Source organism: Lactobacillus sp. ESL0233 (assembly GCF_003692995.1).
GTDB classification, from domain to species: Bacteria; Bacillota; Bacilli; order Lactobacillales; family Lactobacillaceae; genus Lactobacillus; species Lactobacillus bombicola.
In genome coordinates this window covers 380669-397924 of record NZ_REHH01000007.1, presented here as the reverse complement: position 1 = coordinate 397924, position 17256 = coordinate 380669, and the positions used below count along the sequence as shown (strand labels likewise).

Genomic DNA, 17256 nt, shown 5'->3' with positions numbered 1-17256 from the left:
AGGTAAATAAAATGGCAGATAGTTCAAAGATTGTCTTAGATGATAAAAATAACGGTGAAGAAATCGAAATAGATTCTAGTGTTCTTGAAGTTATCATGGGCATTGCTGCCGAAAAAGTTGACGGAGTTGCCGCAATGCACGGTAATGTTAAATCTGGAATCAATCGCGTTTTGGGACGAGAAAATCGAGGCAAAGGAATTGCAATCAAGCTTGACGATAATCACAATTTGATTGCCGATGTTTATGTAAGTTTTGAAGCTGGCAGTTATGTGCCTAAAGTTGCAATGGATTTGCAAAAGTCTTTAAGACAGCAAGTCCTACAAATGACTGACTTGGTTCTGAAAGAAATTAATGTTCACGTGACGGGCTTAGTATTTCCGGATGACCCAGAAGAGCAGCAGGATAATAGGGGAACCTCTCAGCTATTTTCTGACATTGATGAAAAGAGTAAAAATGAATCAACACCAGAGTCGTAGAGTAGCAATGCAAGCAGTGTATTTGGCAAACCAAGAACCAACGTATACTGCTTCTGAAGTTGAAGCTAAAACGGTTGCTACACTTAATCTAAAGGAACTTTCTGCTTATTCAAAAAATATTATTGAAGGCGTGATTGAAAAGCGGGAGGAAATTAAAGCTAATCTTGCCAGTTGTTTAAAAGAAAACTGGCGAATCGATCGAATTAGTCAGATTTTACTTGCTATTTTAGAAGTTGCTTTATATGAGATTAAGTACAGTATGGACATAGAGCCTAGGGCAGCAATTAATGAGGCTTTAAACTTATGTGATGAATTTGCCGATCCCAAAAATAAGCCTTTTGTTAATGGTATTTTGGCGAATTTTATTAAAAAATAACTAGTAGTCGGCTGAATAGCCGGCTATTTTTAGTAGAAAAGGAATTATGGATGGCACAACTTTTAGATGGGCAAAAGCTAGCAAATATTCGGGCAACTAAACTTAAAAAGCAAGTAGATGGATTAAAAAAGCAAGGTGTTCAACCTTTTTTTAGCGTAATTAATATTGGTGATGATATTAGTAGTAAAATTTATCTTAAAAGTAAAAAAAAGCTAGCTACTAAAATTGGAATTAAACAAAAAATTTTTCAATTAGATTCTGCTACTAGTCAAGCCGAGCTATTGAGCTTGATTGCTAGATTAAACTCTGAAAGTCAGGTTAATGGAATTATGATTCAGTTGCCAGTTCCAAGCCAGATTAACTTAAATGAAGCTCTCTCTTTAATTGATCCGGAAAAGGATGTCGATTGTTTAACACCAAGTAATGTAGGCCGTTTATGGCAAGGTAATCATTTTGTTGAACCAGCAACTGCTCATGGTATTTTGGCTTTATTAAAGCACTATCAGATTGACTCTAGTGGTAAGCATGTAGTAATCATTGGGCGTAGTAGCATTGTTGGCAAACCACTAGCAGCATTGATGCTAGAGCAAGATGCGACAGTTTCTGTTTTGCATACGAAAACCAATAATCTTGCTAAATACACTAAAGAAGCTGATATATTGGTGTCTGCAGCTGGGCAACTGGGACTAATAACGGAAAAAATGGTTAAGGACAATGCAATAGTGATTGATGTAGGGATTAATCGTATTGGCAATCAGATAGCTGGTGACGTTGATTTCCAAAATGTGGCTCCCAAAGTTAGTTATATTACCCCTGTACCTGGTGGGATTGGCCCACTTACAGTTGAATCACTAATGGAACAAGTAGTGAAATTAGCAAGGAGAAAAAATGGCAGATGATAAGTATCTTTCCGTAACTGATTTAAATTATTATATTACGCAAAAATTTAAAAATGATCCGTATTTACATAAGGTTTTTTTACAAGGGGAACTATCTAATTTTCGGTATCGACGTAATTCACACCAATACTTTTCATTAAAAGATGAGAAGTCTAAACTAAATGTTGTCATGTTTCGAACCTATTTTGACAAAGTTAATTTCAAGCCCGAAGAGGGAATGAAAGTTTATATTACTGGCTACGTTAGCGTTTATGGGCCACAGGGAACTTATCAATTTTATGCCGAAACAATGGAACCAGCAGGTTTAGGTGCCTTATATGAGCAATTACAACAGCTTCAACATAAATTAGCGCAAGAGGGATTATTTAACCAAGAACATAAGCAACCTTTACCACATTTTCCTGATCGAATAGCGGTTGTTACTAGTGCATCTGGAGCTGTAATTCATGATATATTGGTTACGGTCAATCGCCGCTTTCCGCATGCACAAGTTGACTTATTTCCAGCCCAAGTTCAAGGAGATCAAGCGGCTGACTCATTAGTTAATGCAATGAAACAAATAATGGCTATTAAAGATAAATATGATGTAATGATTATTGGTCGTGGTGGGGGCTCACTTGAAGATTTATGGCCGTTTAATGAAGAACGAGTTGTCCGACAAATATATGAGATGCCAGTGCCCGTAATTTCTTCTGTAGGTCATGAAACTGATACTACATTATGTGATTTAGTAGCCGATGTTCGAGCGGCAACACCAACAGCGGCGGCAGAATATGCCACTCCTAATTTGACCAATGAATTAGCTAATATTCATCAACTCCAAAGTAGTATGCTTGCCAGTATGCAAAATATTATTCATGCCCGCCGAGAAGCTTTAAAGCGGATTGATAATTCGATTATTATGCGTGAACCCACACGACTTTATGATGAACAAGCGCAGACTTTGGATTTCTTAAAAGAGCAACTTAGGCGGAACATGGTGCGACTCTTAGAGCTTGCGCAACAAAAGTATCAATTAACAAGGCAGCAATTACTAGCTAAGAACCCTAAAGATAGAGTAAAACAATACGAAGAAAGGGCTAGTTTTTACCGACAAAAATTGGATGCTAATGTAAAAAATATTTTACAGGAAAAAAGACATGGTTTAGCTAAAATTGGGCAACAATTAGATGATTATAGCCCACTTAAAACTCTTGATCGCGGTTATGTTTATGTAGTTAATGAGCAAAAGCAGACAATCAGTTCAGTTACGCAGCTTAAGCCAAATAATAAAGTCAACCTTAATTTCAAAGACGGTAAAGCAGTAGCAGTTATAAAATCTACAAGGAGAATTAAGAATGGTAACGAAGAAAAATAATTTTGAAGAAGAATTAGCTAAATTACAGCAAATTGTAGCTAATTTGGAAAATGGTAATGTGGCCTTAGAAGATGCTTTAGATGAGTTTCAAACCGGTGTTAAGTTAAGTCGAGATTTAAATCAAAAACTGACTGCTGCTGAGCAAACTGTCGCTAAGCTAATTGAAGGCGACGGTTCAGAACATGAAATTGATCCTAATAGTAGTGCTGCACCGGAAGAATAAAAAATGACTTTTAATGATTTTAAAATAAAATGGACACCAATAATTGATAATTATTTAGCTAGTCACTTAAAATTAGAAGTAAACAATGCAAAATTAAGCGAGATTATGGCTTACTCAGTAATGGCAGGGGGTAAAAGATTACGGCCTCTATTGTTTTTAGCAACTTATTCGGCATTGAATAAAGAAATTTCTGAAAAAGAAGTTAGAATTGCTTGTGGAATAGAATTAATCCATACATACTCTTTAATTCATGATGATTTGCCGGTAATGGATAACGATGATTACCGTAGAGGAAAACTAACTAGTCATAAAAGATGGGGCGAAGCTGAAGCAATTTTGGCTGGAGATGCATTACTTCCGATGGGGATTCAGTGGATTGTTGAAGGCAGTAATGAGCCAAAGTTGGTTAAAATTATTACCGCTGCAATTGGTGCAAATGGCATGGTTGGTGGCCAATATCTAGACATTGATTCAACAAATAACAAAAGTGTGGCTAATGATGCTAATTTCATTAATAAGATGGAGTGGCAAAAGACAGGTTGCCTAATACAAGCAAGTGTTGAAATGGCCACAATTCATGGTAAGGCAAGTAGTCAAAGTGGTAAACAACTTGTTGCTTTTGCCAAAGATTTTGGTCGTGCATATCAAATTTATGATGATTTAGTTGATATTGTCGAGACAACCCAAGAAGCTGGAAAAGCAACGCATAAAGATCAAGTAAGTGGTAAAAATAATACTTTAACTTTACTTGGAGCTAAAAAAAGTCGTCAAGAATTGAAAGAACTAATCAAACGGGCAAAGTCTAATTTGGCAAATTTTGATGATTCAGTTTTAGTAGGATTTCTTGATTTGTATCAAAAGGTACTATAAATGGCAAAAGAAAGAGCAGATATTTTACTAGCTAAACAAGGATTATTTAATTCACGAACGCAAGCACAACGTGCAATTATGGCCGGACTGGTTTGTGATCATAATCATCAACGAATTGATAAAAGTGGCACAAGTTTTCCCAGTGATGAGCAATTTTTTATTAAAGATTCAGGGAAAAAATATGTCTCACGTGGTGGTTTAAAGTTAGAAAAAGCTTTAAAAGTTTTCAATATTGATTTGACCGATAAAATTTGTCTAGATATTGGTGCTTCAACTGGCGGCTTTACTGATGTGGCATTACAAAATGGGGCTAAATTAGTTTATGCTCTTGATGTTGGTTATAATCAGTTAGCTTGGCAATTACGTGATGACTTGCGTGTAGAAGTTATGGAAAAACAAAATTTTCGCTATAGTAAACCAGAAGACTTTACTAAGGGTTTGCCTGACTTTGCTATGACCGATGTATCTTTTATATCTCTTGATTTAATTATGCCACCTATGTATCAAATTTTAAAAGATCAGTGTGAGGCAGTTTGCTTAATTAAGCCACAATTTGAAGCTGGTCCAGAAAACGTTGGTAAGCATGGTATAGTAAATGATCATCACGTTCATTGTGCGGTAATAAAGCATACGATTGAGCAAGCTTTAGCAATTGGCTTTAATGTGTTAGCAGTTGACTATTCACCGATTAAAGGGGGAAAGGGAAACATAGAGTTTTTAATTCATTTGCAAAAAAATGAAAGAGATGGCGGTAAATTAATTTGGCCAAATACGCCCGCAGAGATTGTTGAACGAGCAGTAAAAGGACTTTAGGAGAAAAAGCATGTTAGTTGAACTGGATATTAAAAACTTTGCCATTATTAAGGCTTTAAAGGTTCGCTTTCAAGAAAATATGACAGCTTTAATTGGTGAAACGGGTGCTGGAAAATCGATTATTATTGATGCAGTTTCACTACTAATGGGTGGTCGTAGTCAAAAAGAGATGGTGCGTAGTGGCGAAACTAAGGCGGTGATTACGGGGCTATTTGAAGTTGGTCAATCTAAGCAAATTGCGCAAATCTGTGATAAGTACGGGTTGCCAGATTCAGAAGGACAACTAATTATTAGTCGTGAATTGGCTGTTAAAGGGCGCAATGTTGTTCGGATAAATGGGCAATTGACTACAATTAACGTTTTACGTGAATTAGGCAATTATTTAGTAGATATTCATGGTCAAAATGATCAACAAATTTTAATGAATCAAGACCGCCAAATAGATTTAGTGGATGATTATGCTCCCGCAGATTTTAAAGAAAAATTAGCTCAATACCAAATTGATTTTAAAACATGGCAAAAATTGACTACGCGCTTAAATCATTTACGTAATGATGCTCAAGAATTGGCGCAAAAGCAAGATATATTATCTTTTCAAAATGAGGAGTTAAGGGCCGCAAACCTAACTGATCCAAATGAAGACGAGCAATTAGAAGAAGAATATAATGAACTGAATAATTATCAGAAAATAGTTGATACTGCTAATTATTTAATACAATTATTTGATGATGACGAACATGGAATTGAAGAATTATTAGGAAATGCTCAGAATGCAGCGCAAGAATTAACTGAATACGGGGCTAAATTTAAAGATATTGCTAAAACTATTGATGATGGAGTTTTTGCTTTAAGTGATGCAAGGAGTGAGCTTTCCAATGTTCTTGATGGACTAGATTTTGATGCAGAAAGATATCAATATGTATCTAATCGGATTGACTTACTAAATTCGCTAAAGAAAAAATACGGTCCTAGTTTGACTAATGTGTTTGCTTTTTATAAAAAAGTGCAAAAAGAACTGAATCAATTTGAAACAGGTGGTTTAGATGAAAATCACCTAGAACAACAGGTAATAGAGATTGAACGTAAATTAACCAAAGAAGCTACTGAATTACATCAATTAAGAGAAAAAATTGTAAATATACTTGAAGAAAAGATTAAACACGAATTGGCAGATCTTTATATGGCAAAGGCTCGATTTGTAATAGACTTGAAAAACACTAAAGCATTCACTAGTACAGGAACTGATGCAGTTGTGTTTTTAATCTCGCCTAATCCAGGTGAAGAATTAATGCCATTAGTTAAAATTGTTTCTGGGGGTGAACAGTCACGTTTAATTTTAGCTCTAAAATCAATTTTTAGTCAGGTAGAGCCAGTCGGAACTATGATTTTTGATGAAGTCGATACGGGAGTTTCAGGCCGAGTATCGGCCGCAATTGGAAAAAAATTGCACTCAATTGGGAAAAATAAACAGGTCATTGTAATAACTCATTCTCCTCAAGTGGCAGCTGCCAGTGATCAAAAATACTTAGTGGCCAAAGAAGTAAAAGACGGGGCAACTTATACCCAAATTGGCCCACTTACTCAAGAGGAAACAGTAACTGCAATTGCTGAAATGATGGCTGGGAGTGATGTAACTCAGGCTGCCAAACAAAATGCAAAAGATTTGCTAAAAAGTTTTAAAGAGCGGAATTAATTATGGAAATTATTGCGAAAAAAGTTTTAGCGAATGAAGAAATTAAACAGGTTAAAACATTAATGAATGAAATTCATAGCCATGATCATACATATTCAGATCCATATTTAAGTAACGAATACAATTATTTTTCAGACATGCCTGCTTTTATTTTGGCCTATCAAAACGATTTGCTGGTGGGCTTTCTGATGATTTATGCAGATGACAAACCTGATGAAGAAATTGATTTATATATATATGTTTTGCCAAAATTTCGACAAAGAAAAATAGCTACGACTTTGATTAACCGGGCCAAAATAATTTTAAATAAATACGGCTACAGTAATTTTAATTATGCATCTGAGCAAAGATTTTTAGATGAGCATCCCCAATTTTTAGGTAAAACAAAATTAAAAATAGTGGATGAAGAATATAATATGCGGACCCAAAATCCGCTTGCTAATGCAAATGATAGTCGGTTAAAGCAAGATTTAAGGCTATGTTTGTTAACAAAGGATAAAGTTAAAGAAACTGCAGTATTGCATAGTGCAGCCTTTGATAATGATTTAACAATGTCACTTAACTACCTTACTCAAGGATTACGAAATTTAAATCAATTTAGTTTTGTTTTGCTGTATCATAATCAAATTATAGGTTATTGCGCAGCTGATATTAGTAAGTATGCTTATTTTTTTGGCTTATTTATTGCGCACAAGTATTGCAATCGAGGCTTTGGTACATTTTTTATTAAAGAAATGATGTACCAATTGGGAAAAAAAGGCGTAAAAGAATTTGTACTTGATGTAGATATTAATAATATTCCCGCCATCAAGGCATATTTAGCGGCAGGATTTGAAATAAAAAGTGAAAATGTTTATTTAAAAAAATAAAATTAACTAAAAATACGGACATCAGTCCGTATTTTTTAATTAAAAAATTATTTAGGCCAGATCAACTCTTATAAGGTAATTAATGTCAACAATGTGTAAGAGTTTTTGATTAGTTGAACGCAAAATAAATTTTTGAGCTGAAAGTTGCTGGTTTACTTGTCCGATTTCACTTTGTCCATCTTGAAAAGTCACTAATACATATTTTTGATTATGCATGGCCATCGTAAGTAAAGTTAAAATCTCACTGCTATATTGATTCGTACCATCGGGCTTGTTATTATCGTAATCAAATAGGTAATGATAAATTTTTTTTAGTGAATTTTTCATTTTTGCTCCTCTCATCATCTATGCGAACATTTGTTTGATATATTTATTATAAGAACATTTGTTTAAAAAAACAAGTCTTTAATTCATAAAATTAAAAAACATCTTAACTTGAAAATATCCTTCTTTTAGTGCAAACTAGATATAATAGCTTTTTATAGGGGAGTATGGCATGACAGAAAAAGGTTTGTTACTTGTCCTTTCGGGACCTTCTGGAGTTGGAAAAGGAACCGTTAAAAGTGCAATCGTTGAAAATAAAGTTTTTCCGTTTGAATATTCAGTTTCGATGACAACTAGAAAGCCGAGACCAGGTGAAGTTGACGGGCAAGATTATTATTTTGTTAGCGAAGAGAAGTTTGGGGAAGCTATTAAGCAGGGTGAACTTTTAGAATATAATAAATATGTAAATAATTATTACGGGACACCATTTGCGCCAGTTAAAAAGATGTTAGATGAAGGTAAAGATGTTTTACTTGAAATTGATGTCAATGGAGCAAAAACTGTTAGAGAAAAAATGCCCGATGGTGTATTTATCTTTTTGACGCCGCCAGATTTACATACATTGCATTTACGTCTAGAAAATCGTGGCACTGAGTCAGAAGATGTGATTCTAGGACGAATTAATCAAGCACGTCAAGAAATATTAGTCATGCAAGATTATGATTATGCCGTTGTTAATGATACAGTTGCCAATGCTGTAGATCATATTAAGGCAATTGTTGATGCTGAGCATGTTAGTGTAAAGCGAGTTATTGACACATATCGTAAAATGGTCAGGGAGGATTAAGATGAGAGTTACATATCCATCAATCGATAAATTATTAGATCGCGTAGATTCACGCTATTCATTGTCTGTGTTAGCTGCCAAGCGAGCACATGAATTAGAAGCGGGTGAACCAGAAGCACTTAAAAATTACAAAGCATTAAAACCCGTTGGTAGAGCCCTTGAAGAGATTGAAGCTGGTAAGGTTACCGTTGATTCCAAATCACAAGGTTAACTAATAGTTAGTTAAAAATTTTATGGCCTCCATCTATAAAAAGATGGAGGCCATTTTTGAAGGTGATTGTTATAATGATTGCACAAATAATCGTTGACATAGCAGCTAAACAGACAGATCGTATTTTTGAATATCATATTCCTAATGAGCTCAAAGAGGTTGCAGTAGGTTCTCGAGTATTCGTCCCTTTTGGTTCACGCAAATTGCAAGGATTTGTCGTTGGGTTAAGTCAGACAAGCAAGTTTCAAGGGAAACTTAAGGACCTGCTTTTAGTAGTAGATGAACAACCACCACTAACTACTGAATTAGTTGATTTATCTAAAACATTGGCAAATGAAAATTTTTCTTATCGAATTTCTATTTTAAAAGCAATGCTCCCTCGGGTGATGCGAGCAAATTATCGTAAAATCTTAACGCCAATTTCAGATAAAGCTAAAAGGATGCCGCTTTTTAAAAGGGGATTAATTGATTTAACTAAAGTAGATGATGCTAAGGAAGTTTCTTTTATCCATAAATTACTGCGAAATCATGATGCCAAAATTGAGTATCTAGTCGAAAATCGCGCCCAAGTTAAAATGCAGAATAACTATTCACTTTTACTAAGTAAAAATGAATATATCAAAATTTATGAAACGCTTAGGCAAAATGCCCAAAAGCAAAAGCAACTTTTAATATATATTATTGAAAATTTCACCAAATTTCCACAAAAGCAAGTAGATTTAGAACAGAATTCTGGAGTTAAAATAGCTACTTTGACTTCTGCTGTAAAAAAAGGGTGGTTAAAAAAAGAACTTACTGAGGTATATCGTGATCCGTTAATTGATGTTGCCACTTCAAAATCACAGCAAAGTATCAAACTGACTGTGGCACAAGATAAGGCGCTGGCCAAAATAAATCGTGCAATTGATAATCAAACTGCACAAACCTTTTTATTAGAAGGTGTAACTGGTAGTGGGAAAACTGAAGTATATTTAAATGCAATTAGCCAAGCGTTAACAAATGACAAAAATGCTCTGATGTTAGTTCCAGAAATTTCACTAACGCCACAGATGGTAGCCCAGGTAAAGCAACGCTTTGGACAGCAAATTGCTGTCTTACATAGTGGATTGTCAGAAGGTGAACTTTATGATGAATGGCGTAGGATTCGCCGCGGTGAGGTGCACGTGGTTGTTGGAGCACGTAGTGCCATTTTTGCACCATTAAAAAATATTGGGTTGATTGTTATTGACGAAGAACATGAGTCTTCATATAAGCAAGAAGATACTCCGCGTTACCATGCACGAGATGTTGCTATTTGGCGCAGTAAGTATAATTCTTGTCCTCTGATATTGGGTAGTGCAACTCCTTCATTAGTTAGTCGAGCACGTGCTCAAAAGGGAGTTTATCAGCTCTTAAAATTACCAGAAAGGGCTAACAAAAAGAGCTTACCTAAAGTTAAGATTATTGATTTGAAGCAAACTAGCTTTATTGGAGATCAACTAGATTTATCCGCTCAATTGCTTGAGGCAATAAAAACTAGAATCGCCAAAAAAGAACAAGTTATTTTATTGCTTAATCGTCGAGGTTATTCAAGTTTTATGCTCTGTAGAGATTGCGGTTATGTTATGAAATGTCCTAACTGTGATCTTTCTCTGACTATGCACAAGGATACTGCGAAAATGCAGTGTCATTATTGTGGCTATGCAACCGCAATTCCGCAAAAATGTCCTAATTGTCAGAGTTTAAAGATTCGTTTTTTAGGTACAGGAACGCAAAAAGTTATGCAAGAGTTAGAAACGCTTTTACCTGCTGCTCGAATGTTGCGCATGGATGTTGATACAACTAGACGTAAAGGTGCATTTAAAAAAATTCTTGATTCATTTGGTCATCATGAAGCTGATATTTTATTGGGTACCCAAATGATTGCCAAGGGATTAGATTTTCCCAATGTCACTTTAGTGGGCGTCATTAATGCTGATACAGGACTTTGGTTACCTGACTATAATGCGTCTGAACGGACGTTTGAATTGTTGACACAAGTTGCAGGTCGGGCAGGTCGGGCAGAGAAAAAGGGCGAAGTTATTATTCAAACTTTTAATCCTGATCACTATGCAATAAAATTTGCTCAGACTCAAGATTATGAACGTTTTTATGCGTATGAAATGCGTATGCGACATGCAGGAAATTATTCACCCTACTTTTATACAGTATTAATTTCTATAGCTGCTAAGAATGAACAAAATGTTGCTAGAGAAGCATTTAAAATAAAAAATTGGTTGCAACAACGTCTGCAACGCACTACTATTATTTTAGGACCTGCGCCCAGTGCAGTTTCACGTCTAAAAAATCAGTATTATTATCAAATACTGGTAAAATATAAAAAAGAGGCTAATTTAAATCAGTTGTTACATCAAATTCAAGATTCTGCACAAAAAATAAAAAAATATGGTTTGAATATATATATTGATAACGAGCCTGAACACATTATATAAAGGGGATATGCAAATGACATCTGTAATTTTTATGGGTACGCCTAATTTTGGAGTGCCAATTTTGAAAGGCCTGGTTGAAAACGGCTATGAAATTAAGGCTGTGGTAACTCAACCTGATAAAAAAGTTGGTCGTAAACAGAGCCTTAAAAAAACGCCAGTAAAAATAGTAGCCGAAGAGCTTAATTTACCTATTTTTCAACCAATTAAATTACCAAAGTCACAAGAATTAGAAGTTTTAATTAATTTACATGCTGATTTAATTGTAACTGCAGCTTATGGCCAATTTTTACCAAGTAAATTTTTGAATTCAGTAAAAATAGCAGCTGTTAATGTTCATGGCTCACTCTTACCTAAATATCGCGGAGGAGCACCAATTCAATATTCAATAATTAATGGTGATACTGAAACTGGTGTAACCATTATGGAAATGGTAAAAGAAATGGATGCCGGTGACATCTATGCGCAAGAAGCAATAAAAATAGCTGCTACAGATACTGCGGGTACAGTTTTTAATAAATTAGCAATTGTTGGGCGTGATTTATTACTTAAAACTTTACCTCAAATCATTGCTCATCCGAATATAAAAGCGCCACAAGACTCTGCTGGAGTTATTTTTTCACCTAATATTAGTAAGGAACAAGAGCAAATTAAGCTCAATATGACTGCACAAGAAGCAAATAATTTAATTCGTGGTCTTAATCCTAATCCTGGAGCGTACTTAAAGGTTAATGGCAAGCGTTTTAAAGTTTGGCAAGCACGAGTAAGCTCAGAAAAATCAGTTTTACCAGCAGGAAGTTTAGCTAATAACAAAGGTCGTTTTGCTATTACTATGGCGAGTGGAAGTGTGTTAGATTTAACAGAGGTACAGCCTGCAGGCAAGAAAAGAATGCCCATCAAGAACTTTTTAAATGGTCAAGGTGATAAATTTAAAGTGGGAGAAAAGATTATTGACGAATAGAAGTGCTCGTGCAGTTGCCTTAGATACATTGATTCGTGTTTTAGAGAAGGATTCATATTCAAATATTAGTTTGAATAATGAGTTGCAAAAAGCACATTTATCTGCGAATGATTCAAATTTTGCTACGCGTATAGTTTATGGTACTATTCAATATAAAATTTATTTAGAATACCAATTACACGATTTAATAAAAACTAAGTTAAAAGAAATTTATTTAAGACCGCTATTATTGATGTCTGCTTATCAGATTATCTTTATGGATAAGGTACCAAATCGGGCGGTTTTAAATGAAGCAAATAAATTAGCTAAGCAATTTAGCAAAGTTAATTCTAACGGTTTTAGAATAGTTAATGGTGTTTTACGTGCTTTAATTCGTCGTCAGCCAATTTTACCTACTCTAGATAATTTGCCATTTTATTTAAGTGTAAAAGAGAGCGTACCTGAATGGTTAGTTGAATATTTGTTAAAACATTGGGGAGCAGAACGTACAGCGAGTATTCTTTCTAGCATTAATGAACCTGCTAAAAATATAGTCCGTGTTTCGCAAGCTACTAATTTGGCTAATGTGATTTCAGAGATGAATCAATTGGGTTTTAATCCACAAGAATCGACATTAAATTTGAATGAATTAATTGTAAGTCATGGTGGAATTAGTAAAACTAGTTTATTTAAAAACGGTGAAATAACTATTCAAGATGAGGCAGCTAGTTTAGCAGTACAAGCTTTTGATTTTGTTGGTAATGAGCAAGTATTAGACGCTTGTAGTGCTCCTGGCGGAAAAACAGTTCAAATAGCAGAAAATATTCCACAGGGGAATGTTATTGCGTTAGATATCCATGAAAATAAATTGCATCTAGTTGAACAAAATTGTCAAAGGATGAAAGTCAGTAAGCGAGTAACAACTAAGGCTCTAGATGCTAGAAATGCTGATCAAGCTTTTGCAGCCGGTAAATTTGATAAAGTTTTAGTTGATGCACCATGTTCAGGATTAGGTTTAATTCGCCGCAAGCCGGAAATTCGTTATAATAAGAAGTTGACTGATTTAACTGACTTGCAAAAAATCCAATTGCAAATACTGGATCATGTGTGTTCATTGTTAAGAAGTGGTGGCGAATTAGTATATTCTACTTGTACAATTACACAAGAAGAAGATGAAGATGTGGTAAAAATTTTCCTTAAAAAACATCCGGAATTTGAATTAAAACCATTTAAAGCAGCTAAAATGCAAGCATCTAATGGGATGCTAAAAATTTTGCCAGATAGTTATGGTAGTGATGGATTTTTCATTTCTAAATTTGTAGTACGAGGTTAACGTTTTGATAAGAACAGCTTTTGCTTCGAGTATTGGAAAAATACGAAAAAGTAATCAAGATTTTGTACAGGTTTTTAAAAATAAGAATAATGCAGTAATGGCCATTGTTTGTGATGGAATGGGTGGTCATCAAGGTGGGGATGTTGCTTCAACAATGGCTGTAAGCCATTTAGGGCATAGCTTCAGTATGACTGATTTTAATGATTGCTCTAGTGCCCATAAGTGGCTAGATGTTCAGCTTAAAGTAGAAAATGATACTATCTTACATACTGCAGATCGATTTCCAGATCTTAATGGTATGGGTACTACGATTGTTTTAGCAATTGTCTTTGACACTGAAGCAATAATTGCACATTTAGGTGATTCACGTGCATATGGTTACACGGAAGGTAAATTTACTCAATTAGTAGAAGACCACTCACTCGTTAATGAGTTAGTAAAAATGGGACAAATTACTAAGCAACAGGCGAAAAACCATCCGCAAAAAAATATTATTACGCAATCATTAGGTGTTTCTAGCACAATTGATCCAGAATTTTGTCAAATCAAGATAAAGAAGCATGACCTTATTTTATTATGTACCGACGGTTTAACTAATTCCTTGAGTGATCCGCAAATCCAACAAGTTTTAGCAACTAAAGACTTATCCCTTAAAGAGCGGTGTCAAAAATTAATTGATGAAGCCAATCGCTTAGGTGGGGGAGATAATATCACTGTTTGCCTAATTTTGGATGAAGGCGGTGAAAAATAATGATAAATAGGGGCTATTTGCTAGGTGATCGTTATCGTATTATAGATACTCTGGGCGAAGGCGGAATGTCTAATGTATATCTGGCTGAGGATATTATTTTACAACGAAAAGTTGCTGTTAAGATTCTACGCATGGATTTACAAAAAGAACCGCAAATTTTAGCTCGTTTTCAGCGTGAAGCATTAGCTACTAGTGAACTTAGTCATCCCAATATCGTTATGGTTTTAGATGTAGGCATGGACTATGGCTTACCATACATGGTCATGGAATATGTTGATGGACCAGATTTAAAAGATTATATTAGAAAAAATACGCCTCTTGATTTACATGATGTGATCCGTATAATGGATCAAATTTTAAGTGCGATGACACTAGCTCATAAACATAATGTGATCCATCGTGATTTAAAACCACAAAATATTTTAATGGATAAAAGAGGCAATATTAAGATTGCTGATTTTGGTATTGCCGTTGCGTTAAATCAAAATTCTGTTACACAAACTAACTCAGCTGTTGGTTCTGTTCACTATATGTCACCCGAGCAAACTCGAGGTGGCTTAGTTACTAAGCAATCCGATATTTATTCTTTGGGGATAATTCTTTATGAATTAATTACAGGTTCAGTGCCCTTTAATGGTGACTCGGCTGTTGCCATTGCATTAAAACATGCTCAAGAGCCGATTCCTTCAATTAAAGAAAAAGATGAAAAGGTACCGCAGTCTTTAGAAAATGTGGTTTTAAGGGCGACAGCTAAGGATCCACGTCTTAGATACGCGTCAGCTTATGAAATGCAAGTTGATTTAGATACAAGTTTAGAAAAACAGCGGGCAAATGAACCTCCCTTTTTAGCTAATAATGGTTTAAATAATGATGAAACGATTGTATTACCAAACTTTAAAGCGAATAGAACGAGTGCGACAACAGAGCAAGCAAAAAAAAGTATAGCTAAAGATGAGCAAAAGAAAAGCCCTATTTTTTTTCAGAATTTGCGTAAATATAAATGGTGGTGGATTTTTGTTGGATTAGCAGCTATAACAGTAGTTGGGTTAATGTTTTTTGTACTTTTTGGTAGGAACAATAATGAAGTTCGTATTCCTAATGTAACCAATTTAACTGAAAGTAGGGCACGTAGTCGTCTAGAAAATTTAGGATTAAAAATAGGTAGCATAAAGCATAAAAATTCTAATAGTATTGAAAAGGGTAAGATCATTAAAACTTCACCACCTGCTGGAAAAAATATTAAGCAAGGGCGCTATATTAATCTTTATGTTTCTGATGGTGCAAAAATGATTCGTGTCCCTGATGTAACAGGTGAAAATTATCAAGTGGCAGCAAGTAAACTTGAAAGCATGGGTTTTCAAGTTATACGAGCAAATCAATTTTCAAACAGTGTTGCGCCAGAGAATGTTATTACGCAAAGTATTGCAGCAGATGTAGAGGTTAAGCCTGCCCAAACAACGATTACACTTAGTGTTTCTAAAGGTCGAAATGAACATATTGATTATAATCTGATTAAATTACCTAATTTAAGTACGTATTCTCTGAAGAGTGCGCAGATATATGCACATAGGCATAATTTGATTTTACAAGTTAGTCCAACTTACTCAAATAAGGTCAAAAAAGGTATGATTATTTCTATGAGTCCTTCCGCTGGAACAGCAGTTCAACGCGGTAGTACTGTTATAGTTAGTGTTTCTGAGGGTCCCAAAAGGGAACAAGACTTTACGGTTACCAAGACTTTCACTGTTAATTATGAAAACAATGAGGGAGCTATTGATAGCAAGCAAAACCATGTTCAAATATATATAAGTGATGATAGTCACTCCGTAAAAAATATTTATCGTGATTTGTATATTAAACGAGATGTCAATTTTTCAATACCTTTTGTGCTAAAAAATAATTCGGGTATATTAAAGGTTGTTCGTGATGGACAAACGATTTTAAATGAAAAGGTTCATAAATGAATAAGCAGGTAGAAGGAATTATTGTCAGTTCAATTGCAGGATTTTATGATGTTCAAACAAGCAACGGAATTGAGCGTACAAGAGCGCGCGGAATTTTTCGCAAAAATAAGCAAAAGCCGACCGTAGGTGATCGAGTAAAAATACAACTTGATGAACATGGAATGAATTATTTAGTTGAAGTTTATGCGCGAACAAATTTAATCGGGCGACCTGCAGTCGCAAATATTGATCAAGTTTTATTGGTTATTTCTGCTGTGGAACCCGAATTTTCTTTGCAATTACTTGATCGTTATTTAACATTTTTTTCTTGGCAAAAGGTTGCAGTTAGTATTTATCTTTCTAAGGCTGATTTAGTTAGTGCACCACAATTAACTGAAATTAAGCAAAATCTCAATTATTATGCCCAACTTGGATATCAAGTAGTTTATAATTGGGAAGATTTTGCGCAAAATTTGGCTACCATTATTAAGCCCAACCAGATTTGGACCTTGGCTGGGCAATCGGGGGCAGGAAAGTCGACATTAATTAATCATTTTAAAAAGAGCTTAAAGCAAAAAACGGCGGCCATATCTTCCAGTCTAAATCGAGGCAAGCATACAACAAGAACGGTCCAGCTTTTCCATATAGGTCATGGATATTTAGCTGATACGCCCGGCTTTTCTGCAATTGACTTTACACCAATTAAAATAAACGAGTTGTGTAATTACTTTGTCGAATTTAAACGAGTGAGTAGTAGTTGTAAATTTCGTGGTTGTCAACACCTTAAAGAGCCTAAGTGCGAAGTTAAAAATTTAGTTGAAAAAAAACAAATAAAGCAAAGTCGCTATGATAATTACTTGCTTATGAGAACAGAAATTGAACATGGGCGGCTTCCAGAATACTTAAAGTGAGAAGAAAGAAAA

General features: G+C 34.9%; 18 protein-coding genes. 17 read left to right on the top strand and 1 reads right to left on the bottom strand.

Going from position 1 to position 17256, the window contains the following annotated elements:
- Window positions 1-11 precede the first annotated feature (11 nt).
- The 9 genes from F5ESL0233_RS04945 to F5ESL0233_RS04905 are packed head-to-tail and all read left to right on the top strand — an operon-like array spanning window position 12 to window position 7576.
- Window positions 12-476 carry an Asp23/Gls24 family envelope stress response protein gene (locus F5ESL0233_RS04945; protein WP_090092773.1) on the top strand — a complete coding sequence of 155 codons (465 nt, stop codon included), beginning with the start codon at window positions 12-14 and terminating at the stop codon, window positions 474-476.
- Entirely contained in the window at window positions 454-852 is a 399-nt protein-coding gene (nusB, locus tag F5ESL0233_RS04940) for a transcription antitermination factor NusB (RefSeq protein WP_090092771.1), read from the top strand. The genes F5ESL0233_RS04945 and nusB overlap by 23 nt, the downstream gene beginning before the upstream one ends.
- Window positions 853-902: 50 nt before the next feature.
- Window positions 903-1751, top strand: a complete 849-nt coding sequence (locus F5ESL0233_RS04935; protein WP_122059033.1) for a tetrahydrofolate dehydrogenase/cyclohydrolase catalytic domain-containing protein — start codon at window positions 903-905, stop codon at window positions 1749-1751.
- Window positions 1741-3108 carry an exodeoxyribonuclease VII large subunit gene (xseA, locus tag F5ESL0233_RS04930; RefSeq protein ID WP_122059031.1) on the top strand — a complete coding sequence of 456 codons (1368 nt, stop codon included), beginning with the start codon at window positions 1741-1743 and terminating at the stop codon, window positions 3106-3108. Before F5ESL0233_RS04935 ends, xseA begins: the two co-directional genes overlap by 11 nt.
- Window positions 3089-3331 carry an exodeoxyribonuclease VII small subunit gene (locus F5ESL0233_RS04925; RefSeq protein ID WP_090092766.1) on the top strand — a complete coding sequence of 81 codons (243 nt, stop codon included), beginning with the start codon at window positions 3089-3091 and terminating at the stop codon, window positions 3329-3331. Before xseA ends, F5ESL0233_RS04925 begins: the two co-directional genes overlap by 20 nt.
- Before the next feature lie 3 nt (window positions 3332-3334).
- On the top strand, window positions 3335-4201 hold the full coding sequence (locus F5ESL0233_RS04920; protein ID WP_122059029.1) for a polyprenyl synthetase family protein: 867 nt from the start codon (window positions 3335-3337) through the stop codon (window positions 4199-4201).
- A complete protein-coding gene (locus F5ESL0233_RS04915) occupies window positions 4202-5014 on the top strand; it encodes a TlyA family RNA methyltransferase (RefSeq protein ID WP_118896286.1) in 813 nt (270 codons plus the stop codon). It begins immediately after the preceding gene.
- A gap of 10 nt (window positions 5015-5024) precedes the next feature.
- The gene (gene recN, locus F5ESL0233_RS04910; protein WP_122059027.1) at window positions 5025-6707 is read left to right on the top strand and encodes a DNA repair protein RecN; all 1683 of its coding nucleotides are present in this window, start codon (window positions 5025-5027) and stop codon (window positions 6705-6707) included.
- Between the two features lie 2 nt (window positions 6708-6709).
- The gene (locus F5ESL0233_RS04905) at window positions 6710-7576 is read left to right on the top strand and encodes a GNAT family N-acetyltransferase (protein WP_118896284.1); all 867 of its coding nucleotides are present in this window, start codon (window positions 6710-6712) and stop codon (window positions 7574-7576) included.
- A gap of 51 nt (window positions 7577-7627) precedes the next feature.
- Here the strand turns inward: F5ESL0233_RS04905 and F5ESL0233_RS04900 are convergent, their stop codons facing one another.
- Window positions 7628-7903 (bottom strand): hypothetical protein, encoded by a 276-nt coding sequence (locus F5ESL0233_RS04900; RefSeq protein WP_090092759.1) that lies wholly within the window; start codon window positions 7901-7903, stop codon window positions 7628-7630.
- A 169-nt stretch (window positions 7904-8072) separates the two neighbouring features.
- Here F5ESL0233_RS04900 and gmk point away from each other — a divergent pair, with 169 nt between their 5' ends.
- From gmk to rsgA, 8 genes are all read left to right on the top strand, one after another.
- On the top strand, window positions 8073-8687 hold the full coding sequence (gene gmk, locus F5ESL0233_RS04895) for a guanylate kinase (protein ID WP_090092757.1): 615 nt from the start codon (window positions 8073-8075) through the stop codon (window positions 8685-8687).
- 1 nt (window position 8688) lies between these two features.
- Entirely contained in the window at window positions 8689-8898 is a 210-nt protein-coding gene (rpoZ, locus tag F5ESL0233_RS04890) for a DNA-directed RNA polymerase subunit omega (protein ID WP_118896282.1), read from the top strand.
- Window positions 8899-8972: 74 nt separating this feature from the next.
- Complete coding sequence (priA, locus tag F5ESL0233_RS04885; protein ID WP_122059259.1) at window positions 8973-11369, top strand: primosomal protein N'; 2397 nt, start codon at window positions 8973-8975, stop codon at window positions 11367-11369.
- 13 nt (window positions 11370-11382) lie between these two features.
- A complete protein-coding gene (gene fmt / locus F5ESL0233_RS04880; protein ID WP_122059025.1) occupies window positions 11383-12327 on the top strand; it encodes a methionyl-tRNA formyltransferase in 945 nt (314 codons plus the stop codon).
- The gene (gene rsmB, locus F5ESL0233_RS04875) at window positions 12278-13639 is read left to right on the top strand and encodes a 16S rRNA (cytosine(967)-C(5))-methyltransferase RsmB (RefSeq protein ID WP_122059023.1); all 1362 of its coding nucleotides are present in this window, start codon (window positions 12278-12280) and stop codon (window positions 13637-13639) included. Before fmt ends, rsmB begins: the two co-directional genes overlap by 50 nt.
- A 4-nt stretch (window positions 13640-13643) precedes the next feature.
- Window positions 13644-14390: a Stp1/IreP family PP2C-type Ser/Thr phosphatase gene (locus F5ESL0233_RS04870; RefSeq protein ID WP_090092752.1), complete on the top strand. Its 747-nt coding sequence runs from the start codon at window positions 13644-13646 to the stop codon at window positions 14388-14390.
- Window positions 14390-16354: a Stk1 family PASTA domain-containing Ser/Thr kinase gene (pknB, locus tag F5ESL0233_RS04865; protein ID WP_122059022.1), complete on the top strand. Its 1965-nt coding sequence runs from the start codon at window positions 14390-14392 to the stop codon at window positions 16352-16354. The genes F5ESL0233_RS04870 and pknB overlap by 1 nt, the downstream gene beginning before the upstream one ends.
- On the top strand, window positions 16351-17244 hold the full coding sequence (gene rsgA / locus F5ESL0233_RS04860) for a ribosome small subunit-dependent GTPase A (RefSeq protein ID WP_122059020.1): 894 nt from the start codon (window positions 16351-16353) through the stop codon (window positions 17242-17244). The genes pknB and rsgA overlap by 4 nt, the downstream gene beginning before the upstream one ends.
- Window positions 17245-17256 lie beyond the last annotated feature (12 nt).